We start from the raw sequence: 25,329 nt of genomic DNA on the forward strand, positions 1-25,329 counted from the left end.
CTTGCCGCGCCCGCCCGGCCCCCCCCCCCACCTCCGGGGATCGGCGATCTTCGGAGGTCAGGCCATGATGCCTTCGCGCAGCGTGCCGAGGATCCGCGCGAGCAGCCGGGAGACGTGCATCTGCGAGATGCCCAGCCGCTCGCCTATCTCCGCCTGGGTGAGCTCCTCGCGGAAGCGCAGCGACAGGATCAGCCGGTCGCGCTCGTCGAGGGTCGCGATGAGCGGCTTGAGCGCTTCCAGACTGTCCACGATGTCGAACGCGGGGTCCTCCACGCCCAGTCGGCGCGAGACACCGGTGGAGGCGTCGTCGTCGTTGACCGCCGTGTCCAGGGACTGGGCGGTGTAGCCGTTGGCGGCGCGCTCACCCTCCAGCACTTCCTCCTCGCTCACGTGCAGGTGCTCGGCCAGCTCGGCCGTGGTGGGCCTGCGGCCCAGCTGCTGCTCCAGCACGTCGAGCGCCTTCGCCAGGTCGATGCGCAGTTCCTGGAGCCGCCTCGGGACACGGACCGACCAGCTGGAATCGCGGAAGTACCGCTTGATCTCCCCGACCACGGTCGGCAGCGCGAAGGAGGCGAACTCCACCTCGCGCCGCACGTCGAAGCGGTTGATCGCCTTGATGAGGCCGATCGTGCCGACCTGGATGATGTCCTCCATCGGCTCGGCACGGTTGCCGAAACGGGCCGCCGCGAACTTCACCAGGCTCAGGTTGAGCTCGACCAGCGTGTTGCGGACGTACGCGTACTCCGCGGTGCCCTCGTCGAGCTCGGCCAGACGCCGCAGAAGCGCGGCCGAGAGCGGACGGGCGTCCGCCGGGCTGACGGTCCGGGGATCGCGGATCTGCGGCAGTCCGGCCACCCCGGCGCGGCCGGTGCCGCCGGGACACGGCGCCACGGTCGCGGGAGACGGCTGGGTGTCTGTGGTGCTGGACATCGGGTTTCCTTCGACGGGGCAGAGGCCGGCGCTGTCGGCTGCAGCGGGACCGTCGGGCGAATCCCTGTTGTGAGAGGGCATTCCCACTTTTACATGCTTTGATGCAGATTTGATGGGCACTGGCACGTTATGGGAAGCCCACCGGAACTGAGCCCGGTCTCGACCGGCCGCCGGTTCGCTCTCGACGGCGGACCGGGGGTCGTGGCGCGCTGCCGCGACCTGACGCGTGAGGCCCTGCACGACTGGTTCCCGCAGACCGGACCCGCCGTGGCCGTGGCCATGGGCGACGTGCTGCTGCTCGTGTCCGAGATCGTGACCAACGCGTACCGGCACGGTGGCTTCCCCTACGAGCTGGAGCTCGACCGGGGACCCGGCCGCATCTGGGTCCAGGTCAGTGACACCAGCGCGGTCCGCCCCCGCCCCCACGGCCCGCACCGTGCCGCCCGCTCCTCCGGACACGGTCTCTACCTGCTGGAGCGGCTCTCCGCCGAATGGGGCTGGGCCCGGCACGGCACCGGCAAGACGGTGTGGTTCGCCGTCGACATCCCCAGGTGAGCCGCACCCGGTCCCCAGGTGAGCCACACCCGGCGATCCCCGAATCCGAGCGGTCCGCTGGGGTGTCCCGCGCATGCCCGCGTGCCACAGTGGAGGAAGCCGTAGACGACGCCGCCCGCGCCCGAGTCGTGCGGCGCCGCGCCTCTCCCACAGCACGAGGTCTGCGATGGATGTGTCCGCCCCCGCGCCGGGCCCGGAACCGGGCCGGCCGCCCGCCGAGCTGAGCGAGGAGGAGCTGAGGAAACTGCTCGCCGGCCTCGTCGCCGTACGCGACGGAGACCTGTCCGTCCGGCTGGCGAGCGACTCCTCGGACCTGCTCGGTGAGATCGCGGGGATCTACAACGAGATGGTCGACCAGTTGTCCCTGGTCACCTCCGAGGTCACCCGCGTCGCCCGCGAGGTCGGCGGCCAGGGGCTGCTCGGCGGCCAGGCGCGGGAACCGCGGGGCAGCGGAGTGTGGAGCGAGCTCACATCCGGCGTGAACACCATGGCCGACAACCTCACCTCCCAGGTGCGCTCCATCGCCCAGGTCGCCACGGCCGTCGCGCGCGGTGATCTCACGCGCAAGATCGACGTCGACGCGCGCGGCGAGATCCTGGAGCTGAAGACCACCATCAACACGATGGTCGACCAGCTGTCGTCGTTCGCCGAGGAGGTCTCCCGGGTGGCCCGCGAGGTCGGCACCGACGGAAACCTCGGCGGACAGGCCACCGTCCGCGGCGTCTCCGGCACGTGGAAGGACCTCACCGACAACGTCAACTCCATGGCGGACAACCTCACCAACCAGGTGCGCAACATCGCCCAGGTCACCACGGCCGTCGCGCGCGGTGATCTCACCCGCAAGATCGACGTCGACGCGCGCGGCGAGATCCTGGAGCTGAAGACCACCATCAACACGATGGTCGACCAGCTGTCGTCGTTCGCGGCGGAGGTCACCCGGGTGGCCCGCGAGGTCGGCAGCGAAGGCCGGCTCGGCGGGCAGGCGGAGGTGGAGGGCGTATCGGGCACCTGGAAACGGCTCACCCACAACGTCAACGAACTCGCCGGCAACCTGACCCGTCAGGTGCGGGCCATCGCCGAGGTCACCAGCGCCGTCGCCGAGGGCGACCTCACCCGCTCCATCACCGTCGAGGCCCCCGGCGAGGTCGGTGACCTCAAGGACAACATCAACGCGATGGTCGAGTCCCTGCGCGCCACCATCCGCGCCAACGAGGAGCAGGACTGGCTCAAGAGCAACCTCGCCAGGATGTCCGGACTGATGCAGGGCACCCGCAACCTCGACGTCGTCGCCGAACGCATCATGGAGGAGGTCCCGCCGCTGGTACGCGCCCAGTACGGCGGATTCTTCCTGGCCGAGGAGGGGGCCGACGGGCCCGAGCTCGTCATGATCGCCTCGTACGGCTCGCCCGAGGGTCCCGGGGGACAGCCTCGCCGCTTCCGCTTCGGCCAGTCCCTCGTCGGCCAGGCCGCGCACAGCCGCCGCCCCGTCGAGGTGCACGACCTGCCGCCCGGCTACGCCACCGTCACGACCGGCACCGGCAGCGCCGACCCGAGCCATCTGCTCGTGCTGCCCGTCGTCCTCGAGGAGCAGGTGCTCGCCGTCGTCGAACTCGCCGCCGTCCGCCCGCTGACCGTCGTCCACCGCGACTTCCTCGACCAGTTCATCGAGATCGTCGGCGTCAACGTCAGCACCCTCCTCGCCAACAGCCGAACCGACGAACTGCTGGAGCAGTCGCAGCGTCTCACCGCCGAACTCAGCGCGCGGTCAAAGGAGCTGACCGCTCGTCAGGAGGAACTCCAGCGTTCCAACGCCGAGCTCAAGGAGAAGGCGGCTCTGCTGGCCGACCGCAACCGCGACATCGAGCGCAAGAACCTGGAGATCGAGCAGGCCCGCCAGGAACTGGAGGCGCGCGCCCAGCAGTTGTCCCGTACGTCGATGTACAAGTCCGAGTTCCTGGCCAACATGAGCCATGAACTGCGCACTCCGCTCAACAGCCTGCTCATCCTGGCCCAGCTCCTCGCGCAGAACGTCGAAGGCAACCTGACCGAGAAGCAGGTCGACTACGCGCAGGTCATCCACTCGGCCGGCTCCGACCTGCTCCAGCTCATCAACGACATCCTGGACCTGTCGAAGGTCGAGGCCGGCAAGATGCCCGTCCACCCGGCCCCCTTCGCCGTCTCCGACCTCCTGGAGTACGTCGAGGCCACGTTCCGGCCCGTCGCGGGCGAGCACGAGCTCGCCTTCGAGGTGATCGCGGAGCCCGGCACCCCCGACCGCCTGACCACCGACGAGTCGCGGCTGCGCCAGATACTGCGCAACCTGCTGTCCAACGCCCTGAAGTTCACCGAGCGGGGCCGGGTCGAACTGCGCGTCGCGAGTGTCCCGGACGACGAGGTGCCCGCCCCGTTGCGCGGCACCGGAGCCGTTGTCGCCTTCCACGTCCGCGACACCGGCATCGGCATCCCCGCCGACCGTCTGGAGAGCATGTTCGGCGCCTTCCAGCAGGGGGACGGCACCACCTCACGCCACTACGGCGGCACCGGCCTCGGCCTGTCCATCAGCCGGGAGGTCGCCAGTCTGCTGGGCGGGGTGATCGAGGTCGACAGCAGTCCCGGACGCGGCAGTTGCTTCACCCTCTTCCTGCCCGTCCACGGGCGAGGCGGCTCGTCCGACGTGTCGATGACGGGCACCGCCCCGGAGGAGAGGGACGTGTCCGCCGGGGGCACACCCGCCGGCGGCCACACCGTCCTCGTCGTGGACGACGACAGACGCAACGTGTTCGCGCTCACCGAGATCCTCGAGAGCGAGGGCATCAGCGTGCTGACCGCCGACAACGGCAGGGACGGCATCGAACTGCTGCGGACGCACGACGAGATCGGGCTCGTCGTGATGGACGTGATGATGGCCGACATGGACGGATACGCGACCATGGCCGCCATGCGGGACCTCCGGCACGTGCCGGTCGTCGTCGTCACCGCCAAGGCCATGCCGGGCGACCGGGCCGACGCCCTCGCCGCGGGCGCCGACGACTACGTGGCCAAGCCCGTGGACGCCCTGCGGCTGCTGGCGAAGATCCGGGGCCTGCTGGGAGAGACGCACAGCCCCTGACCGCGCGGCGATGCGGCGGACCCGCGGCGTGTACGGAGCGTAGGCAGGGGAGCGGCGGCGTGTGCGGGGCGCACACGGGGAACCGCGGGGTGGAGCCGCAGGCGGTGGCCAGGTCGCCCCGCGTCCGCCCGGCGTCAGGAGGCGCGGCCGCCCGGTAGCGTCAGGAGGGGCCGGCCGCCCGGTAGCGTCAGGAGGCGCGGATGGCGATCAGGCTGGTGTCGTCGTCCGTGTCGCCGGTGGCCTCGCGCAGCAGTCGGTCCACCTGTTCCTCGACGGAGCACGGGCCGAGTTCCTCCGCGGTCAGGCGCAGGGCGTCCAGGCCCTTGTCCAGGCCGTCGTGGCGCCGCTCGATGAGGCCGTCCGTGAACAGCAACAGCGTGTCGCCGGGGACCAGACGGGTCGTCCTCTCGCCGTACGAGGTCGTCGGCAGCGCGCCCAGCAGGATGTCGTGCGGCGGTTCCAGCAGCCGGGCCGTGCCCTCCCGTACCAGCAGCAGGGGCAGATGGCCCGCGCTCGACCAGCGCAGGACGCGGTCCGTCGGGTCGTACAGCGCACACACGGCCGTGGCGGTGGGATGTCCCGGGGCGTGCAGCGTCACCTCGTTGAGCCAGTCCATGAGCCGTCCGGGCGGATGACCCGTGAACGCCAGTCCCCGCAGGGCGTTGCGCAGGGCGACCATGCCCGTGGCCGAGTCGATCCCGTGTCCCGCGACGTCCCCCACCGCCACCAGCACCTGCCCGTCCGGCAGCGGCAGGATGTCGTACCAGTCACCGCCCACCCGGTACTCGGCCGCCGCCGGCCGGTAGCGGGCCGCCGCGCTCAGCCCCGGCAGCAGGGCCGGCGGCGGGATCTCCGGCACGATGGCCTGCTGCAACTGGAGCACCAGCCGGTGCCGCAGAACGGCCTGCGCGCGCACCGCGTTGAGCTGGTCGAACGTCGCGGTGAGCGCGACCTCCGTGTGGTACTCGGCGGAGATGTCCTGGTAGACGCCGGTGATCCCGGTGAGCGTGGACTCGCGCAGCAGCGGCTCGGCGGCGATCCGCACGTGACGGGGACCGCCGTCCTGCCGCAGCACCCGGACCACGGCCGACGCGCCCTTGCGGCGATCCACCAGATCGGCGAGCAGCTCCGCGAGATCGTCCGTGTCCTCGGGGTGCACGCGCGGACGCAGTTCGGAAAGGGGGACCGGGACCGCGTCACGCGGCATGCCGAAGATCGCGTACGTCTGCTCGGTCCACGTCGTCCGGCCCGCCATCAGGTCGTCCTCGAACAGGGCGAGGCCCTGCAGACGCCCCACCGCGCGGCCGACCGCCGTGCGGCGGTCGCTCGCCGTGTGCCACAGGACGACGGCACGGTCCCTGCCCGCCGGGAGGACCCGCACGTCCAGGAGCGGAGCCGGGGACCGGTCGCCGTGGTGCTCGGCGGGCAGCCGTGCCGCCCGCTGGAGGAAGCCCGCGTACTGTGCGCGCCGGGCCATCGCCGACAGGTCCCTGTGCACCAGGGGGAACGCCACCTCGATCGGACGGCCCGCCACCCGGTGGGCCCCGCCGAGCGCCTCGGCCGCCTGCGCGTTCACGTGCTCGACCGTCAGGGCAGAGTCGCCCGGGTCCCGGTGCAGCGTCATCGCGGGACCGACCAGACAGTCCAGGAGGTCGTCCAGCGCGGGCAGTTCGGCGAGCGGCTCGGCCGCCGCGCCCAGCAGCCGGCCCGCGACCTCGACGAGAGCCGGCAGCGCGACGCGCACCCGCTCGTCCAGCTCGGTGCTGTCCGGCCAGACGGCCAGGGCAAGACCCACCGCGGAGCCGCGCACGCGCAGCGGGAGGACCGCCCGCGCGGCCCGCGCGGAGGGGCCCGGCAGCACGTCCCCGTCGGCGGGGCCGGACGGCAGCCAGACCGGCTCGCCGTCGGTGAGCGCCCGGCGCAGGGGCAACGGCGCGGCCGGCGGGATCCACCGCCACTGAGCCGCCTCCAGGGCACCGGCCCCCGCATGACCCATGAGCTCCAGGCAGCCGGACTCCGTCAGCCGCCACAGCCACAGAGCGTCCACGCCGAGCGGACGCAGGCCGCCCTCCAGCAGCGTGGCGGCACCCCTGGAGACGGACTCCTCGGCCTCCGCCGCGGCCGTGACCTGACGCAGCCGGCGGGCGTCGGTCCACAGGGTGCTTCCCTGCTCGCGGTCCGGGGCAGGGGGCGCGGAGACGGCGAGGGACCCGGCCACGCCGTTGACGATGTCGGCGGCGATGTCCTCCGGGCTCGTCGTGGCGGCCCGCGCCAGCCGCACCAGATGCTCGGCGGCCTCGGACGGCGAGGTCCCCAGCTGTGCGACGAGGATGCCGGTGGCCACGTCGGTCAGATGCCGTCGGGTGAGGTCGTCCCGCAGCGCGGCGTTCTCCTCGGTGAGCCGCTGGAGAACCGCCGGCGTGTGGTTCTGCCCGCCGCCGCCGTCGAAGGGCCTGTGCGCAGGCATGTGCTCGACCACTCCCTCTCGGGAAGCGCGGGCGACCGGGAACGATCGCCGCCCCGCTGTGGAGTTTACGCGCGGCGGGGTACGGCGGCACATGCGTGCGCCGGCGCTTTCCGGCATCGCTCCGATCCGCCGGACAGGCCGTTGCGAGAATCTGCGGCGCCGGATTGCCGCCGGCCGGCGCGGGTACCCGCAGTACCCGATCGCCGCAGCGCTCGGCGGCGGCGATTGCGGCACCGTCCGGTGCGGCGCACGGTGGACGGGTCGGTTCCGTCCCGGTCGAAGGAGTAGACATGCCCCGCGGTTCCAGTCCCAAGAGGGAACGGCAGTACGAGCACATCAAGGAGAGCGCCGAGCAGCGCGGCGAGAGCGGCAAGCGCGCCAAGGAGATCGCGGCGCGGACGGTCAACAAGGAACGGGCCCGCTCGGGCGAGTCCCGTACGGCGAGCAAGACGTCCAAGCAGGACATGTCCTCATCGAGCCGCGGCGGGAAGCGTTCGGGAAAGGGCTCCGAGGGCCCCACGTACGACCAGCTGTACGCGGAGGCGCAGCGCCGCAACGTGCACGGCCGCTCCTCCATGAACAAGGCCGAACTGAAGCGTTCCCTCGGCAAGTGACGGCCTTTCGGGCCCGTCCCTTCCAGCGGTCCGGCCGGCCGGGCGCACCCTCGTCACCCGGTCGGCCGAATCATGTGCGGGAGTCCTCGGTGACGTCGTCGGTGACCGCGCGGGTGACGTCGTCGGAGACCGCGCGCCGTTCAGTTCTTCGCGGCAGCCCCGCCGCTCTCCGCCGCCACCGCATCGGCGACTCCGGTGTCCACCGCCGCCCGGACGAGCGCCGCCGCGAGATGCGCCGGGTCGGTGTTCCGCGCGGACTTCAGGCCGCGGGCGGACGTGAGAAGGGTTCGCGCGTCGGCGGGCAGGCCCAGCCGGCGGGCACCGTCCAGGGCCTTGTCGTCCAGCAGCGGACCCGCCTCCGGCCACACGCCCTGCACCTCTCGCAGGAAGATCTCCACCCCGGCCGGTCCGAGACCTGGCACCTCCCGCAGCAGCTTCCGCAGCTTCCCGGCGTCCCCTCCGGCCTCGTCGCGCATGCGGCGCAGGTCTCCGCCGTACTTGTCGAGCACCAGCTCGGCCGCCTTGCCCAGCTGCGTCGCCGTGCTCTCGTCGTAACGCCGGTAGCCGCCCCTGCCGAGGGCGTCGACCCTGTCCTGCCAGGACGCGTCGGCCATGGCGCGTGCGCTGCGCATGCCCGCACGGCTGAGCTCCCGCGCGGAGGCGACCGCGGCCGAGCTGCGGATGCGGGCGCTGAGCAGACAGGTGAGCACGAGCAGCCGGTACAGCGACTGCGGGGTGTTGCGCAGCCGGATGCCCGCCTCCTCGGCGTAGGTGCTGCCGTGCTCGTCGAGCAGCGCCCGCAGGACCTCGCGCTGCCTGGTGGGGGAAGCGGTCCGCGCGGTCATCTCCGCCCGCCCTTCCCGTACGGCCCTCGCGATGGCGCGACGCGCCGGGGGCGAGCGGACTCGTCCGTCCAGGCCGTGTCGACCTGCACGCTCCCGCGCGGTCGGGGACGCTCGGGGAGAGGGGTGGGAATCGCCGGCTCCATGGTCTTCCTCCCTCGGAGGCCGGATATCGCGTCACGAGCGGGTACCCGCTCGGTGGGCGGCGACACGCCGTTCCGCGCCGAGGCGGCGCGGGGCACAGCGACGATCGGAAGGGACGGTTGGCCGTGAACGAGACCGAGCGCCAGGGCATCGACCCGGCACGCCTGGACGAGCAGGACCTGCTGCGCGAGTTGGAGAGCATCCACCGCAGCCGTCACGACACGCTGCTGTACGGGTCGGCGGCCGCGTTCACGGCGCACGACGCGCGCATGAAGGAGCTGGAGGCAGAGTACCTGCGCCGCCACCCCGAGCGCCCGGTCGCCTCGGGACGCACGCGCGAGGGCGCCCGTTCGCGCGGGCACAGCTGACGGGTACGGCTGACCGGGCACGCCCTCGCGGCACCGGGGCCGGGCCCCGGTGCCGCCTCGATCAGCGGCCCGGCCGCCGAGGTCAGCGGCCCGCGGCGACGCCGGAGCTGTGCGCGAACTCGGCGGTGAACGCCGCGCAGAACGCCTTGAGATCGCCCGGCTTGCGGCTCGTGATCAGGGTGCTCGGCGCCGCCTGGCAGACCTGCACCTGTTCGTCCACCCAGTGGCCGCCCGCGTTGCGGATGTCGGTGCGCAGGCTGGGCCAGGACGTCAGCGTGCGCCCGCGGACGACGTCGGCCTCCACCAGCGTCCACGGGGCGTGGCAGATCGCGGCGACCGGCTTGCCGGCGTCGAAGAAGGACCGGACGAAGGCGACCGCCTTGCCGTCCATGCGCAGCGCGTCGGGGTTGGCCAGGCCGCCCGGCAGCACCAGCGCGTCGTAGTCGTCCGCGGACGCGTCGGACACCGTCTGGTCCACGGGGAAGGTGTCCGCCTTGTCGAGGTGGTGGAAGGCCCGCACCGTGCCGGGGCGCGTCGCGATCAGCCTCGGCTCGTGGCCCGCGTGCTTCGCGGCCTCCCACGGGTCGGTGAGCTCGATCTGCTCCACGCCCTCGTGTGCCGTCAGAAATGCGATCCGCATGAGGGAAACGCTCCTCGCTCGGTCCGTCGGCTTGTCTGACGGGGCGAGTACCCGGAGCCCGGGCGGCGACACCACCGCCGTTTCCCGGGTTTGGAGCGGGCCCCGAGGGGAACCCGGATGTCCGGTCGAGCGGCCGATGGGATGAGGCCGGGTGCGGACGGCGGTCCGTACCCGGCTCCCGTGGCTCCAGGGCCCCTACCGCGGCCGCGCGAACGCTTCGAGCAGCCGCTCCGCCGCCGATGTCGCGGTCAGCGTGCCCTCCCGGACCCGGCGTTCGACGTCCGGCGCGAGTTCCTGCACGGCCGGGTGCCGGTGCAGCTGTTCCACCAGCGCGTCGCGGACCATGGCCCAGGTCCAGTCGATCTGCTGGTCACGCCGTTTGGCCGCCAGCCTGCCCGTCGACTCCAGCACCGTCCGGTGCTGCTCCAGCCGCTCCCACACCGTGTCGAGCCCCGTGCCCTCGCGGGCGCTGCACGACAGCACCGGAGGGGTCCACGCGGCGTCGGCCGGGTTCATCAGCCGCAAGGCGCCGGCCAGTTCCCTGGCGGCGGACCGGGCGTCGCGCTCGTGCGGGCCGTCCGCCTTGTTCACGGCGATCACGTCGGCGAGCTCCAGCACGCCCTTCTTGATGCCCTGGAGCTGGTCCCCGGTGCGGGCGAGGCTCAGCAGCAGGAACGAGTCGACCATGTCCGCCACCGCGGTCTCGGACTGGCCGACACCGACCGTCTCGACCAGTACGACGTCGTACCCGGCGGCCTCCATCACGATGATCGTCTCGCGGGTCGCCTTCGCCACACCGCCGAGCGTGCCCGCGCTGGGGGAGGGCCGCACGAAAGCGGCCGGATCCGTCGCGAGCCGCTCCATCCGGGTCTTGTCGCCCAGGATCGAGCCGCCGGTCCGCGTGGAGGACGGGTCCACAGCGAGGACCGCGACCCGGTGGCCCAGGCCCGTGAGCATCGACCCGAGCGCGTCGATGAACGTGGATTTGCCGACGCCGGGCACACCGCTGATGCCCACCCGCCGGGCCGACCCCGCGTACGGCAGCAGTTCGGTGAGCAACTGCTGCGCGAGCACCTTGTGGTCGGCGCGGGTGGACTCGACGAGCGTGACGGCACGGGCGACGTACGCCCGCGAGCCGTCCCGCACGCCCTTGACGTAGGCGTCGATGTCGATCTTCGGCGGCATGGGCCTACAACTCGTGGCCGAGGGATCCGGCGAGCGTGTGCACCAGGTCCCTCGCCGCGTCCGGGATCACCGTCCCCGGCGGGAAGACGGCCGCCGCGCCCGCGTCGTGCAGCGCCTGGACGTCCTGGGGCGGGATCACACCGCCGACGACGATCATGATGTCCTCGCGGCCCTCGGCCGCCAGCTCCTCGCGGAGCGCGGGCACCAGCGTCAGATGCCCCGCGGCCAGCGACGAGACGCCCACGATGTGCACGTCCGCCTCGACCGCCTGCCGGGCCACCTCGGCCGGCGTCTGGAACAGCGGGCCGACGTCCACGTCGAATCCGAGGTCGGCGAAGGCGGTCGCGATCACCTTCTGGCCGCGGTCGTGCCCGTCCTGCCCCATCTTGGCGACCAGGATGCGCGGCCTGCGGCCCTCGGCCTCCTCGAACGCGTCCACCAGGGCACGGGTGCGGTCCACCGCGGGTGACATGCCTGCCTCGTTCCGGTACACGCCCGAGATCGTACGGATCTGGCCCGAGTGCCTGCCGTAGACCTTCTCCAGGGCGTCGGAGATCTCCCCGACGCTCGCCCTGGCGCGGGCCGCGTCCACCGCCAGCGCCAGCAGATTGCCCTCCAGGCCGCCGCCCTGCGCGGGCCCCGCCTCCGCCGCCGCCGTCAGCGCGCGCAGCGTGTCCTGGCACGCCGCCTCGTCACGCTCGGCGCGCAGCCGGCGCAGCTTCTCGATCTGCTGGGCGCGCACCTGGGAGTTGTCGACCTTGAGCACCTCGATCTGCTCGTCGGACTCCACCCGGTACTTGTTGACGCCGATCACCGGCTGGCGGCCGGAGTCGATACGGGCCTGGGTGCGCGCCGCAGCCTCCTCCACCCGCAGCTTGGGGATGCCCGCGTCGATGGCCTTCGCCATGCCGCCCGCCGCCTCGACCTCCTCGATGTGCTGCCAGGCCCGGCGCGCGAGATCGTGGGTGAGCTTCTCCACGTACGCGCTGCCGCCCCACGGGTCGATGACCCGGCAGGTGCCCGACTCCTGCTGGAGCAGGAGCTGGGTGTTGCGGGCGATGCGGGCCGAGAAGTCGGTCGGCAGCGCCAGCGCCTCGTCCAGGGCGTTGGTGTGCAGCGACTGCGTGTGCCCCTGCGTGGCGGCCATCGCCTCGATGCACGTACGGGTGACGTTGTTGAACACGTCCTGAGCGGTGAGCGACCAGCCCGACGTCTGCGAATGCGTGCGCAACGACAGCGACTTGGGGCTCTTCGGGTCGAACTTCCGCACCAGCTTCGCCCACAGCAGGCGTGCCGCGCGCAGCTTGGCGACCTCCATGAAGAAGTTCATGCCGATCGCCCAGAAGAACGACAGCCGGGGCGCGAAGGCGTCCACGTCCAGGCCCGCCGCGATACCGGCCCGCAGGTACTCCAGGCCGTCGGCCAGCGTGTACGCGAGCTCCAGATCGGCCGTGGCCCCGGCCTCCTGGATGTGGTAGCCGGAGATGGAGATCGAGTTGTAGCGGGGCATCTTCTGCGAGGTGTACGCGAAGATGTCCGAGATGATCCGCATCGAGGGAGCCGGCGGGTAGATGTAGGTGTTGCGGACCATGAACTCCTTGAGGATGTCGTTCTGGATGGTCCCCGCCAGCTTCTCGGGCGGTACGCCCTGCTCCTCCGCGGCCACGATGTACAGCGCCAGCACGGGCAGCACCGCGCCGTTCATCGTCATCGACACGGACATCCTGTCCAGCGGGATGCCGTCGAACAGCTGCCGCATGTCGAGGATCGAGTCGATCGCCACGCCCGCCATGCCGACGTCGCCGGTCACCCGCGGGTGGTCGCTGTCGTAGCCCCGGTGCGTCGGCAGGTCGAAGGCCACCGACAGGCCCTTCTGCCCGGCCGCCAGGTTGCGCCGGTAGAAGGCGTTCGACTCCTCGGCCGTGGAGAAACCGGCGTACTGACGGATCGTCCAGGGCTGGTTGACGTACATCGTCGGGTACGGACCGCGCAGGAACGGAGCGATGCCCGGATACGTGCCGAGGAAGTCGACACCCTCCAGATCGCCGTCCGTGTACAGAGGCTTGACCGGAATGCCCTCCGGCGTCTCCCACACCAGGTCGTCCGCGCCCTGGCCGGTGGCCGCCTCGACGGCCGCACGCCACTGCTCCGCGCCGGCCGTGGCCGCGGCGGGCCCCAGCTCGATCCCCGCGAAATCCGGGATTCCCATCACGCCACTCCGATCCGGTCGAGCACCGAGGTCAGGACGGCGACCGCGTCACCGCCCGCGACGACGAACTCGTCGACCCCGGCCTTCTCGTACGTCTCACGCTGCTCACCGGGGCGGCCGGCGAGGAACACCAGCCGCGCGCCCGCCGACTTGAGGGCCTCCGCCACCGGCCCCGCCTGCTCCGCGTACACGGCGTCGCCCGAGCACAGGCACGCCACCTGCGCGCCGCTCGCGGCGAACGCCTCGGCGGCGGACGCCGCGTCGACGCTCACCGGGTCGTGGACCGGCTCGATGCCGCCCGCCTGGAACAGGTTGGCGGCGAACGTCGCCCGCGCGGTGTGCACGGAAGCCGGGCCGAGGGCCGCGAGGAACACCTTCGGCCGCGCGCCCGTGGCCGCCAGGTGCGCGTCCGAACGGGCCCGCAGCGCCTCGAACGCCTCGTCGCGGCGCACCACCGGCAGGCCGCCCGACGGCCGCGCCGGAGCGGCGTCGCGCTGCACCGGCGCCTCGGCCAGCAGCGGGTACTCGCTGACCCCGGTGACCGGTTCGCGGCGCGTGGCGAGCCGGCGGCTGCGGCTCTCCCACGCGGTGCCGATCCGCTCGCCGACCAGGCCGCCGCGGAGTGCGGCCGCCTGGCCGCCGGCGCGCTCGATCTCCTGGAACCACACCCACGCGGCCTGTGCCAGCTCGTCCGTGAGCCGCTCCACGTACCAGGAGCCGCCCGCCGGATCGATCACCCGGCCCATGTGCGACTCCTCCAGCAGGATCGTGGAGGTGTTGCGCGCGATCCGGCGCGCGAACGCGTCCGGGAGGCCCAGCGCGTGGTCGAAGGGCAGCACGGTCACCGAGTCGGCGCCGCCCGCACCGGCGGCCAGCGAGGCCACCGTCGTGCGCAGCATGTTCACCCACGGATCGCGGCGCGTCATCATCACCGACGACGTCACCGCGTGCTGGCGCTGCGCCCCTGCGCCGTCGGCGGCACCGCACACCTCGGCGACACGGGACCACAGCCTGCGCGCCGCCCGCAGCTTCGCGATCGTCAGGAACTGGTCGGCGGTGGCCGCGTACCGGAACTCCAGCTGCCGGCAGGCGGCGTCGACGCCCAGCCCCGCGCCCGTCAGCTCACGCAGCCACGCCACACCGGTCGCCAGGGAGCACCCCAGCTCCTGGGCGGTCGTCGCGCCCGCCTCGTGGTACGGCAGGGCGTCCACGGTCACGGCACGCAGGCCGGGGTGGGACGCGTCGCACCGGACGGCGAGAGCGGCGGCCGCGGCCATCCGGCCGTCGAGACCGCCGTACCGGCCGGTGCGGGCGGCGAGACCGAGCGGATCGGCACCGAGGTTGCCGAGCACCGCCGCGGGGGCCACGCCGCGCTCCTCGTACAGCCGCAGCAACGCCTCGGCCGCGGCCTCGAAATCGGCGCCCGCGTCGAGAACGACCGGAGCGAGATCGAGGAGCACGCCGTCCAGCGCCGCGCCGAGCGCGTCGACGGGCAGCCCGGACGCGCCGACGGTCAGCCACAGCGAGGTGACGCCGTTCTCCAGGTCGGTGAGCACCGCCTCGTTGGCGGCCGCCGGGTCGGGCCGGTCGTGGCGCTGGCGCACGTCCCAGCCGGACACCACGCCGCCCTCGGGCCTGCCGCCCCGGGTGAAGGGGGCGAAGCCGGGAAGGCCGGAGCCGTCGGCACCGCCGCCCGCCGTGTACAGGGGACGGGCGGTGATCCCGTCGTCGAGGGCCGTGGACAGCGCTTCCTCGGCCGCCGTGCCCTGGGCGTCCTTGCCTGCCTTGCGCAGCACGCCTTCGACCAGGCGCTGCCACTGCTCATGGGTCGCATCCGGGAACTCGGCGGCCAGTGAGAACCCGTCATCGGGGAGGACCGTCATGCTCGGATGTTAGGACAGCGGCGCAAAGGTGCAGCAGGGGAGAAGGCTGTGACCTTGCCCTCTCCGGTCCGCTCTTGATCCTTTGCGCAGCGTGAACTATCCGGCGCATGTCCGTACCGCGGTCGGGTACCCGCATCGGACCAGTGAATCAACGCGAAGCGGAACAGAAGACGCGCGGAGAAGACGCGCGGAAGGGAAGAGGTGAGTCACATGGGTCTGGGCGGATGCATCATCCTGATCGCCGCCGGAGCAATACTCACGTTCGCCACCGACTGGGAGGTCGAGGGCGCGAATCTCGACGTCATCGGCGTGATCCTCATGGCCGTCGGATTCATCGGCGTGGCCACCTTCACGAGCATCGCCAGGCGCCGGCGCGTCGTCGTACCCCCCTCGACGCCGGTCGTGGAGGACAGGCCGAACCACCGCACCTACGAGTGACCTGGCCTTTTCGCCCCCACAAGGGGGAGGCTGCCCCGGCCGGTGCCGGTTTGACCGCCGGGCCAGCGGGCACTCGCACAGCGCTCCCCACGTCCGCGTCCGCGCCCCCTCCCAAGGAGCGAAGAGATGCATGTCTCATCAGTCCAGGCCGAACAACTGGCCGAGCTCGGACAGCAGTTGCGCGTCGACGCGGTACGCGCGGCCGACGCCGCGGGCTCGGGACACCCCACGTCCTCCATGTCCGCGGCCGACATCGGCGCCGTACTCCTCGCGAATCATCTGCGCTACGACTTCACCCGGCCCGAGCACCCCGGCAACGACCGGCTCGTGCTCTCCAAGGGCCACGCGTCGCCCCTGCTGTACGCCCTCTTCCGGGCCGCCGGGGCGATCGACGAGGACGAGCTGCTGACCTTCCGCAAACGGGACAGCCGTCTCGAAGGCCATCCGACACCACGCCTGCCCTGGGTCGACGTGGCCACCGGATCCCTGGGACAGGGACTGCCGGTGGGCGTCGGCATGGCGCTCGCCGGGAAGCGGCTCGACCAGATCCCCTACCGGGTCTGGGTCCTCTGCGGCGACAGCGAGATGGCGGAGGGCTCCGTGTGGGAGGCCGTCGAGCACGCGGCGTACGAGGAGCTCGACAACCTGACCCTGATCGTCGACGTCAACCGGCTCGGGCAGCGCGGCCCCACCAGGTTCGGCTGGGACCTCGACGCCTACGCCCGCCGGCTGGAGGCGTTCGGCTGGCACACGCTCCGTATCGACGGGCACGACGTCGCGGCGATCGACGCCGCGCTCACGGACGCGGCCGCCACGACGGGCCGCCCCACCGTCGTGCTCGCCCGGACCCACAAGGGCCACGGGGTGGCGGCGGTGCAGGACCAGGAGGGCAGGCACGGCAAGCCGCTCCAGGACGCGCAAGAGGCCATCAGGGAACTCGGCGGCATCCGCGACGCCCGCGTCGAGGTGGCGGCCCCGCCCGAGGTACGGGTGCTCCACCGGCGCGGCGGGGGACTGACCCTGCCGGTGTACGAGACCGGTGGCGAGGTCGCCACCCGCACCGCCTACGGGCAGGCTCTCGCAGCCCTCGGCTCCGCGCGCACCGACGTCGTCGCCCTCGACGCCGAGGTCGGCGACTCCACCCGCACCGAACTGTTCGGCAAGGAACACCCGGGCCGCTACTTCCAGTGCTACATCGCCGAACAGCAGCTGGTCGCCGCCGCCGTCGGCATGGCCGCCCGGGGCTACGTCCCCTTCGCGTGCACGTTCGCCGCCTTCCTCACCCGCGCGCACGACTTCGTCCGCATGGCCGCCGTCAGCCGCGCCTCGATCAACCTCGTCGGCTCGCACGCCGGAGTCGCCATCGGTGAGGACGGTCCGTCGCAGATGGGCCTGGAGGACCTCGCCATGTTCCGCGCGGTGCCGGGCAGCACCGTGCTCTACCCCTGCGACGGCCCGCAGACCGCCCGTCTCGTCGCCGCCATGGCCGACCTGCCGAACATCAGCTACCTGCGCACCAGCCGCTCCGACATGCCGGTGCTCTACGGCCGGGATGAGGAGTTCCCCATCGGCGGCTCCAAGGTGCTGCGCTCCTCCGGCCGCGACCGCGCCTGCGTCATCGCCGCCGGCGTGACCGTGCACGAGGCGCTGGCCGCCGCCCACGCACTCGAACGGGAGGGGATCGCGGTCCGTGTCGTGGACGCGTACAGCGTCAAGCCCGTCGACACCGCGACCCTGCAGACGGCCGCCGATGACACCGGCTGCCTGATCACCGTCGAGGACCACCACCCCGAGGGCGGTCTCGGCGACGCGGTGGCCGAGGCGTTCGCCGACGGCCGCCCCTCGCCCCGGCTCGTACGCCTCGGGGTGCGCGGCGTGCCCGCCTCCGCCACGTCCCGCGAGCAATTGCACGCGGCGGGCATCGACGCCGAGTCGATCGCCGCCGCCGTGCGGCTGCTCGTCGCGGAGGCGATGGTGAGTCCATGAGCGCGCACCGGGTGGCGGCGGGCGGCCGCAGCGTCGAGATCAAGCGCCCCGACAAGCTGCTGTTTCCTGACGACGGGATCAGCAAGGCCGATCTCGCCGCGTACTACCGCGACATCGCGCCGTACATGCTTCCCCACCTGCGTGGCAGGCCGCTGATGCTGGAGCGGCACCCGGACGGTGTCGGCGGCCCCCGGTTCATGCAGAAGCACACCCCGGAGCACTACCCCGACTGGGTCGGCAGGGCGGAGGTCGAGAAGGAGGGCGGCACCGTCGTGCACACCGTGTGCGACACCACCGCCACCCTGATGTACCTCGTCGACCAGGCCTGCGTCTCCTTCCACCGCTGGCAGTCCCGGGTGAGGGCGCCCGACCACCCCGACCGGCTCGTCTTCGACCTCGACCCGCCCGGTGACGACTTCGAGGCGGTGCGCAGGGCCGCTCGCGGGCTGGGCGAACTGCTCGACGAACTGCGGCTGCCCTCGCAGCTGATGACCACCGGGTCGCGCGGACTGCATGTCGTCGTTCCGCTGTCCGGCACCTCCCGCTTCGACGAGGCCCGGTCCTTCGCACAGGAGGTGGCCGAGACGCTCGCCGCCCGCGACCCGCGGCACCTCACCACCGCGGTGCGCAAGCAGGCGCGGGGGGACCGTCTCTACCTCGACGTCCAGCGCAACGGATACGCGCAGACCGCCGTGGCCCCGTACTCGGTGCGGGCGAAACCCGGCGCCCCGGTCGCCGTGCCCATCGGCTGGGACCAGTTGGACGACCCCCAACTCACCGCACGGCGCTGGACGATCGCCGACGCGGCGGACCAGGCGCGCGCCGAGCCGTGGAAGGAGACCGCCGACGGCAGCAGGGCGCTCGGCCCGGCCGCACGCCGGCTGGCGTCGTTGCGTCGCTGACGCGTTTCGGGGGCGGTTGCCGGTCACCCCGGCCCGGCAGGTGCTGTGCGGGCGGCGAGCGCACCGCCCGACGCGAAGGGAGCCCGTGATGGAAAAGATCAGCGAAGGCGGCCGACGGGGCCGTGACGAGACGGAGGAGGAGCGGGCGGACCGCCGGTTCGGCGATCTGCTCCAGGAGTTGCGCGTGGCGCAGACCGGCGGGCAGATCCTCTTCGGCTTCCTGCTCACCGTCGCCTTTCAGCCACGCTTCACGGAGCTCACCGGCACCGACCGCGTCATCTACGCCGTGACCGTCCTGCTGGGCGCCGCGACCACCGGGGTCCTCGTCGGGCCGGTCTCCTTCCACCGCATGCTGACCGGCAAGCGTCTCAAGCCGCAGACGGTGACCTGGGCGTCCCGGCTGACCATGCTGGGCCTGGTGCTGCTGCTGTGCACGATGGCATCGGCGCTTCTGCTCATCCTGCGGGTCGTGGTCGACGACGCGCACGCCGCCTGGTTCGTCGTCGGCATGGTCGTGTGGTTCGTCGTGTGCTGGTTCGTCCTGCCCGTCTGGACACGCATGAAAGAACGCCCCAAGAGCTGACACGAATTCAGCCGCCTTCCTCCACAGGGTTTTCGGACGCGTGCGATTCGCCGGCGCCCCGGCGGTACTCTGCGCGCACACGCCGGCAGTGAGGCGTGTCATCCATGGAGGAACAGTGACAGTAATCAGCACAACGCGGTGGCGTCCCGGGGCTCTCATAGCCGCCGCCGCACTCGGCGCGCTCGGAGTCGGGCTCGCTGCCACCCCCGCGGTCGCCCACACCCCCACATGGTCCGTGACCTGCGACGAGGTCAGCCTCGAACTGACCAACTACGGGCACAACGCCCGGAACACGGTGACCGTCACCGTCGACGGCAAGGACCTGCTGCCGACCGAGACGTTCACGAACGACTTCAGCAGGACGCTGAAGCTCCCCGAGCACGACAAGGAGGTCGCCGTCCGCCTCGTCATCACGGCGAGCGACGGCGACCAGTACGGGCGCGACGAGACGAAGACGGCGCCCGTGTGCGACGACGGGTCCCCCAGCCCCAGCCCCACTCCCACCCCGACGCCTCCTTCGCCGACGCCGAGCGACACGCCCGGTGAGACGCCGAGCACCTCGGCGCCCGCCACGCCGGCGCCCGCGCCGAGCACCTCCTCGCCCGGCCTGGCCGACACCGGTTCGTCGAGTTCGACGCCGCTGATCGCGGCGGCGGCCGCCGTGGTCATCGCCGCCGGCGGTGGCATCACGTGGGCGGCGCGCAGGCGCCGCGGCGTCCAGGACTGACGCACCACCACCGCAGGGGCTGCCGGGCCGGCAAGGGCCCGGCAGCCCCCGCTCCTCTCCCGGCCGGCCGACCGCCGCCCAGCGGCGCGCCTCGCCGCCCTCGCTCGCGCAACCCCTCCTGACATCGACGCGCACGGGGCGCGTCGCCAACTGCCCTTTCGACGACCGGCGTTGGGGGACAGTCGCCCGCGCCCGATACCCTCGCCGTACGGGCCCTCCGCGAGGGACGTCTGCGCACGTCGGACCCTGATCCGCGCAACGCCGCGCGCGCCACCGCGTGGTGACGGCCGGTCGGCCCACAGGGCAGGGCGAAGACCGCCCGGTGAACGGACCGCTCCGCCCCCGCCCCGTCAACGATCACGACAGCCGCCGTTCTCCCGTGTGTTGCGCACACCCCCTGGTGCGTGCGCCCGCGTGCCGCGATGCTGTGCGCCGACAGCGCTTACTACGAGCTCAACCAGCCTGACTCCGGGAGAAGTTGTGGCCTTTGGCAGAGCAAGACACACCGTCGTGCTCCTCGCGACGCTGTCCGCACTGGCGCTCGGGGCGAGCGTCCCCGCCGCCGCCGATCCGATACCCGACCCGCCGCCCCGCGAGACCGCCGGGACGATGCGGCCCGTCGCCCCGCCGCCCGCCAGCGCCCCCGGCGGAACGCATGCAGCGGTGGTCGACGAGGACGGCGTCGAGACCGCCCGCAGCCGGCGGCCCGTCGCGCCCGGCGTCGACCTCACCTCCTACGACCGCCTCGAAGCCGCCAAGTGGCTGCGCGTCGACGAACTCTCCGTGGACCTCGGCGGCGCCGACGTCCGGGCCGACTACCTCTCCTCCGGCAAGGTCGCGGACCGCAACAGCGTCTCCGACCTCGCCGCGCGGCACGACCCCGGCCCGGGCAGGCGCACCGTCGCCGCCGTCAACGCCGACTTCTTCGACATCAACCAGACCGGCGCACCCCAGGGCGCCGGCATCCGCGACGGGCAGCTCACCCACTCACCCGCACCGGGCGCCCACCGTGCCGTCGGCATCGGGCCCGGGGGCGCGGGACGGGTCCTCCAGCTGTACTTCGACGGCACCCTGACCGTCCCCGGCGGCACCCACCCCCTCGGTGCCTACAACGCCGCCAACGTCCCGGCGGGCGGCATCGGCGCGTACACCGCCGCCTGGGGCGAGGCGGACCGGGCCCTCACCGTCGACGCCGCGACTCCCGTCGCCGAGGCCGTCGTCCGCGAGGGCAAGGTCGTCGCCGTGCACGACCGGCCCGGCAGCGGGCCCGTCGCCGGCGACACCACCGTCCTCGTCGGCCGTGAGGCCGGGGCCGCCGTACTCGCCGCGCTGCGGCCCGGCGACCCGGTCTCGGTGGAGTACCGGCCGCGCACCGACAGCGGACCCCTGCCGCGCACGGCCGTCGGAGGCCGCGAACTCCTCGTCGTCGACGGCGTACCCCAGAACCACGACGGCGCGGGCAACAACGCCACCGCGCCCCGAACCGCCGTGGGCTTCTCCCGGGACGGCCGCGCGATGCACATCATCACCGTCGACGGGCGGCAGGCCGACAGCGGCGGCGTCACCCTCACCGAACTCGGCCTGATGATGAAGAAGGCCGGCGCGCACAACGCCCTCAACCTCGACGGCGGCGGCTCCTCCACCCTCGTCGCCCGCGAACCGGGCAGCGACACCCTCCAGGTGGAGAACAGCCCCTCCGACGGCAGCGAACGCGACGTCCCCAACGGCCTCGCCCTCACCGCCCCCGACGGCAGCGGAAAACTGCGCGGCTACTGGGTGGAGACGGCCGTGCCCGCGGCCGGTGCTCCGAGCGCCGACCCGGTCAAGGGCGGTCACCCCGAGCGGGTGTTCCCCGGCCTGACCCGCCGCCTCGCCGCCGCCGGGTACGACGAGACGTACGGGCCCGCCGCCGGCACGCCCCACTGGCTCTCGGTGAACTCCTCCGTGGGGCGCGTCGACGACCAGGGCGTCTTCCGCGCCCGGGGCAGCGGTGTCACCGAGATCCGCGCCGAGCGCGCGGGCGTCCACGGCAGCATCCGCCTGACCGTGCTCGACGACCTGGCGCGCATCGAACCGACCGTCCGGCGTGTCGGACTCGCCGACGCCTCCGCCACCGGCACGTTCGGCATCGTCGGGTACGACGCCCAGGGCAACAGCGCCCCCGTCGAACCGGACGACGTCCGGCTCGACTACGACCGTGACCGGTTCACCGTCCGCGCCGACGGCCGCGGGTCCTTCACCGTCAGTTCCCGCACGGTCGGCGACGCCGCGGGACAGATCACCGCGACCGCGGGCGGCGTCACCACCGTGCTCGCGGTGAGCGTCGGCCTCGCCGTGCAGGCCGTCAGCTCCTTCGACGACGCCGCGCAGTGGAAGTTCAGCCACGCCCGCGCGGGCGGCTCCCTGGCCCCCACGCCCGACGGACACAACGGAACCGGGCTGACGATCAGCTACGACTTCACCCGGTCGACCGCGACGCGTGCCGCCTACGCCGCCCCGCCGCAGCCGATCGCCGTCCCCGGGCAGCCGCAGGCCTTCACGCTCTGGATCAAGGGCGACGGCAACGGCGCGTGGCCCACCCTGCACCTGAAGGACGCCGCCGGATCCGACCAGCTGCTGCGCGGGCCCTACGTCACCTGGACCGGCTGGCAGCAGGTCACCTTCGCGGTGCCGCCGGGCGCCGCCACGCCGCTGTCCGTGTACCGCTTCTATATCGCCGAGACCGCCGCCAACCGTCAGTACACCGGCCGGATCGTGATCGACGGACTCGACGCCAAGGTGCCGCCCAGCGTGAACCTGCCGGATCCGCCGCGCGTCGCCGACCCTCTCGTCGACTCGGCCGCCGAGACCGGCGCACGGGACTGGCGCTTCGCCGTCATGTCGGACGCGCAGTTCGTCGCCAGGGATCCCGACAGCCCCATCGTCGGCCAGGCACGCAGGACACTCAGGGAGATCAGGGCCGCCCGTCCCGACTTCCTCGTCGTCAACGGCGACCTCGTGGACGAGGGCTCCCCGGCCGACCTGGCCTTCGCCCGCCGCGTGCTGACCGAGGAACTCGGGGACGCCCTGCCCTGGAACTACGTACCGGGCAACCACGAGGTGATGGGCGGGAGGATCGACAACTTCGTGGCCGAGTTCGGTCCGGCGCACCGGGTGTTCGACCACCGCGGCACGCGCTTCGTCACGCTCGACACCTCCAGTCTGAGCCTGCGCGGGGGCGGCCTCGCCCAGATCAAGGCACTGCGCGCCCAGCTCGACGCGGCGGCCGCCGACCCCGGCATCGGGTCGGTCATGGTCATCGAGCACGTGCCGCCGCGGGATCCGACCGTCCAGAAGGGCAGCCAGCTCGGCGACCGCAAGGAGGCCGCGCTGGTCGAGGAGTGGCTCGCCCGGTTCCGGCGCACGACCGGAAAGGGGGCCGGACTGATCGGCAGCCACGTCGGGGTCTTCCACGCCGCGCATGTGGACGGCGTCCCCTACCTCGTCAACGGCAACTCCGGGAAGAACCCGGCGGGCCCGGCGGACGAGGGCGGCTTCACCGGCTGGTCCCTCGTCGGTGTCGACGAGGTCTCACCCGCCGACCGGGCTGCGGGCCGCCGCGCCCCGTGGGGCCCGCGCCCCGACTGGGTCTCGGTCCAGGCCCGTGCCCACGCGGACACGATCACGCTCGACGCGCCCGCCGTGCTGCAGCCCGGGGAAAGCGGCGACGCGCGGGCGACGGTGCATCAGGGCACGCGGCGCGTACCGGCGGCATGGCCGATGAGCGTGGACTGGTCCGGCTCACCGAACCTGCACATCGGCCGCGCGCAGGACGCCCGCCCCTGGCACGCGGCGTCGTTCGACCCGTCGACGGGCCGGCTCACGGCGCTGCGTCAGGGCAGCGTCACGCTGGCGGTGACGGTGAACGACACGAGACGCACGGCCCCGGTCGAGGTCACGACCGCGACGCAATCCCCCCACCGCGACGCGGCGTGACGTCTGGGACCGGGCTGGGTGCAGGGGGGTGGGGTGAGCCCCCATCTCCCTTGCGCGGTCGGGGTCCCGCCCGGGGTTCCCGGGCCGTCCCGGCCCGGGGCGGTTGGCGGCATGGAGTTGCCGCTGTGCAGGGGGCGTCGCCTTTCTCATGTCCACCCTCGTGAGGGGGTCCGGGGGCCTGAGGGTGTCCCAGAGGCGCCTCTGTCCGGGTGGTCGGTGGCGCCGGCTGCCGCGGTGCAGGGGGGTGAGCCCCCCTTTGCCCGCCGGTTGGTTCGCGGACGGAGCCGCTGCCTGCGTGGCCGGGGGTCCGGGGGCCCGAGGTTCCCGGGCCGTCCCGGCCTGGGTGGTTGGTCGGCATGGAGTTGCCGCTGCCCATGCGTACGTGTGCCGAGGTTCGGGGCCTTGGGTGTCCAAGGGGCGCCCCGGCCCGGCCGTTGGCGGCGCGGGGCTGCCGCTGCGCAGCGGGGCGGGGGCGCCAGCCCCCCGTGTCGCTCCCCCGTCAGGGGGTCTGGGGGCGGAGCCCCCAGTTACGGGAAGGGGCGGGGTGGGGAAAGTACCCCGCCCCGCCCCCTCAGCGCGGGAACCCGAGGCCCGGGACCTCCAGTGGGGCGAAATGGCGTTCCACCTCCGACCGCGTCACCCCGCTCAGCTCCTGCGGGGACCAGCGCGGGCGACGGTCCTTGTCGACGACCTGTGCCCGGATGCCCTCCACCAAATCGGGCGAGGACAGGGTCGTGCACGAGACACGGAACTCCTGCTCCAGCACCGGCTCCAGCTCGCCCAGCACCCGCGCCCGGCGTATCGATTCCAGCGTCACCTTCAGCGACCGCGGCGACCGGCCGAGGACCGTCTCGGCGGTCTCCTTCGCCTCGCTCTCGCCGCACGCGAGGAGGCGATCGACGATGTCCTCCACCGTGTCCGCCGCGTAGCAGTGGTCGATCCACCCGCGCGCCCCGGCGAGCCGGCCGGCCGGGGCAGGCTCCGCGTACCGCCGCACCGCCGCGGTCACGTCCTCGGACGCGATGGCCGCCGCGAGCTCCGCCAGCCGGGCGGACGGGACGAAGTGGTCGGCGAGACCGAGCAGGAGCGCGTCGCCCGCGCCGACCGCCTCTCCGGTGAGAGCCAGGTGCGTGCCAAGTTCGCCCGGCGCCCGCGCCAGCAGATGGGTGCCGCCCACGTCGGGGACGAAGCCGATGCCCGTCTCCGGCATCGCGATCCTGGAGCGCTCGGTGACGATGCGTACGCTGCCGTGGGCCGACACCCCGACGCCGCCGCCCATCACGATGCCGTCCATGAGCGCGACGTACGGCTTGGGGAAGCGCGCGATACGGGCGTTGAGCCGGTACTCGTCGCGCCAGAAGCCGACCGACGCCCAGCCACCCACTCGGGCGTCGTCGTGGATGGCGCGGATGTCACCGCCCGCGCACAGTCCGCGTTCGCCGGCCCCGGAGATCACCACGGCCGCGACGGCGTCGTCGCTCTCCCAGCCGGCGAGCGCGGCGTCGATCGTGCGGACCATGGGGTGGGTCAGGGCGTTGATCGCGCGGGGGCGGTTGAGCGTGATGTACGCGGCGCGGCCCTCGGTGCGCAGCAGTACGGGGTCGTGCTCGTCGGGGGCCATCCGGTCGTCCTTCCAGGGCGGAACGTGTGCGGCGCTGCGGGGTCTTCCCGCCCCATCCTCGCTCACCCGCTCACCCGCTCACCCGCTCACCCGCTCACCCGCTCACCCGCTCCGCACGACCCTCGTTGTGGCCCGCGCACGACCCTTCCGG

At 73.0% G+C, this 25,329-nt stretch carries 18 protein-coding genes; 10 read left to right on the forward strand and 8 right to left on the reverse strand.

Annotated features, from left to right (window positions below; genetic code table 11):
• Positions 1-57: 57 nt before the first annotated feature.
• On the reverse strand, positions 58-930 hold the full coding sequence (locus AB0K02_RS19425) for an RNA polymerase sigma factor SigF (protein WP_365993674.1): 873 nt from the start codon (positions 928-930) through the stop codon (positions 58-60).
• 129 nt (positions 931-1,059) lie between these two features.
• Between AB0K02_RS19425 and AB0K02_RS19430 the strand changes: the two genes are divergently transcribed.
• Entirely contained in the window at positions 1,060-1,485 is a 426-nt protein-coding gene (locus AB0K02_RS19430; RefSeq protein ID WP_365993675.1) for an ATP-binding protein, read from the forward strand.
• A gap of 166 nt (positions 1,486-1,651) precedes the next feature.
• Positions 1,652-4,594: a HAMP domain-containing protein gene (locus AB0K02_RS19435; RefSeq protein WP_365993676.1), complete on the forward strand. Its 2,943-nt coding sequence runs from the start codon at positions 1,652-1,654 to the stop codon at positions 4,592-4,594.
• A 187-nt stretch (positions 4,595-4,781) separates the two neighbouring features.
• Here AB0K02_RS19435 and AB0K02_RS19440 read toward each other — a convergent pair whose 3' ends face one another.
• Positions 4,782-7,061 (reverse strand): SpoIIE family protein phosphatase, encoded by a 2,280-nt coding sequence (locus AB0K02_RS19440; RefSeq protein WP_365993677.1) that lies wholly within the window; start codon positions 7,059-7,061, stop codon positions 4,782-4,784.
• Positions 7,062-7,351: 290 nt separating this feature from the next.
• Between AB0K02_RS19440 and AB0K02_RS19445 the strand changes: the two genes are divergently transcribed.
• The gene (locus tag AB0K02_RS19445) at positions 7,352-7,675 is read left to right on the forward strand and encodes a plasmid stabilization protein (RefSeq protein ID WP_365993678.1); all 324 of its coding nucleotides are present in this window, start codon (positions 7,352-7,354) and stop codon (positions 7,673-7,675) included.
• Between the two features lie 140 nt (positions 7,676-7,815).
• Here AB0K02_RS19445 and AB0K02_RS19450 read toward each other — a convergent pair whose 3' ends face one another.
• Positions 7,816-8,520 carry an endonuclease gene (locus AB0K02_RS19450; protein WP_365993679.1) on the reverse strand — a complete coding sequence of 235 codons (705 nt, stop codon included), beginning with the start codon at positions 8,518-8,520 and terminating at the stop codon, positions 7,816-7,818.
• Between the two features lie 266 nt (positions 8,521-8,786).
• Between AB0K02_RS19450 and AB0K02_RS19455 the strand changes: the two genes are divergently transcribed.
• The gene (locus AB0K02_RS19455) at positions 8,787-9,029 is read left to right on the forward strand and encodes a DUF6158 family protein (RefSeq protein ID WP_365993680.1); all 243 of its coding nucleotides are present in this window, start codon (positions 8,787-8,789) and stop codon (positions 9,027-9,029) included.
• Between the two features lie 82 nt (positions 9,030-9,111).
• On the opposite strand, the gene AB0K02_RS19460 is transcribed toward AB0K02_RS19455, so the two are convergent.
• From AB0K02_RS19460 to AB0K02_RS19475, 4 genes are all read right to left on the reverse strand, one after another.
• Positions 9,112-9,669, reverse strand: coding sequence for a type 1 glutamine amidotransferase domain-containing protein (locus AB0K02_RS19460; RefSeq protein WP_365993681.1), 558 nt, complete (start codon positions 9,667-9,669; stop codon positions 9,112-9,114).
• A gap of 195 nt (positions 9,670-9,864) precedes the next feature.
• Positions 9,865-10,854: a methylmalonyl Co-A mutase-associated GTPase MeaB gene (gene meaB, locus AB0K02_RS19465; RefSeq protein ID WP_365993682.1), complete on the reverse strand. Its 990-nt coding sequence runs from the start codon at positions 10,852-10,854 to the stop codon at positions 9,865-9,867.
• A 4-nt stretch (positions 10,855-10,858) separates the two neighbouring features.
• Positions 10,859-13,063 carry a methylmalonyl-CoA mutase gene (scpA, locus tag AB0K02_RS19470; protein ID WP_365993683.1) on the reverse strand — a complete coding sequence of 735 codons (2,205 nt, stop codon included), beginning with the start codon at positions 13,061-13,063 and terminating at the stop codon, positions 10,859-10,861.
• A complete protein-coding gene (locus tag AB0K02_RS19475) occupies positions 13,063-14,946 on the reverse strand; it encodes a methylmalonyl-CoA mutase family protein (RefSeq protein ID WP_365993684.1) in 1,884 nt (627 codons plus the stop codon). Before AB0K02_RS19475 ends, scpA begins: the two co-directional genes overlap by 1 nt.
• A 210-nt stretch (positions 14,947-15,156) precedes the next feature.
• On the opposite strand from AB0K02_RS19475, the gene AB0K02_RS19480 reads away from it, so the two are divergent.
• From AB0K02_RS19480 to AB0K02_RS19505, 6 genes are all read left to right on the forward strand, one after another.
• A complete protein-coding gene (locus AB0K02_RS19480) occupies positions 15,157-15,384 on the forward strand; it encodes a DUF6458 family protein (protein ID WP_365993685.1) in 228 nt (75 codons plus the stop codon).
• Between the two features lie 126 nt (positions 15,385-15,510).
• The gene (locus AB0K02_RS19485) at positions 15,511-17,370 is read left to right on the forward strand and encodes a transketolase (RefSeq protein WP_365993686.1); all 1,860 of its coding nucleotides are present in this window, start codon (positions 15,511-15,513) and stop codon (positions 17,368-17,370) included.
• Complete coding sequence (gene ligD / locus AB0K02_RS19490) at positions 17,367-18,272, forward strand: non-homologous end-joining DNA ligase (RefSeq protein ID WP_365993687.1); 906 nt, start codon at positions 17,367-17,369, stop codon at positions 18,270-18,272. Before AB0K02_RS19485 ends, ligD begins: the two co-directional genes overlap by 4 nt.
• Positions 18,273-18,360: 88 nt before the next feature.
• On the forward strand, positions 18,361-18,855 hold the full coding sequence (locus AB0K02_RS19495; RefSeq protein ID WP_365993688.1) for a DUF6328 family protein: 495 nt from the start codon (positions 18,361-18,363) through the stop codon (positions 18,853-18,855).
• Between the two features lie 124 nt (positions 18,856-18,979).
• Positions 18,980-19,582, forward strand: coding sequence for an LAETG motif-containing sortase-dependent surface protein (locus AB0K02_RS19500; protein WP_365993799.1), 603 nt, complete (start codon positions 18,980-18,982; stop codon positions 19,580-19,582).
• Between the two features lie 510 nt (positions 19,583-20,092).
• Positions 20,093-23,557 carry a phosphodiester glycosidase family protein gene (locus AB0K02_RS19505; protein WP_365993689.1) on the forward strand — a complete coding sequence of 1,155 codons (3,465 nt, stop codon included), beginning with the start codon at positions 20,093-20,095 and terminating at the stop codon, positions 23,555-23,557.
• A gap of 571 nt (positions 23,558-24,128) precedes the next feature.
• On the opposite strand, the gene AB0K02_RS19510 is transcribed toward AB0K02_RS19505, so the two are convergent.
• Positions 24,129-25,178 (reverse strand): enoyl-CoA hydratase/isomerase family protein, encoded by a 1,050-nt coding sequence (locus AB0K02_RS19510; RefSeq protein ID WP_365993690.1) that lies wholly within the window; start codon positions 25,176-25,178, stop codon positions 24,129-24,131.
• Positions 25,179-25,329: the final 151 nt, after the last annotated feature.

This window comes from Streptomyces sp. NPDC049597, assembly GCF_040675505.1.
Taxonomy (GTDB): Bacteria; Actinomycetota; Actinomycetes; order Streptomycetales; family Streptomycetaceae; genus Streptomyces.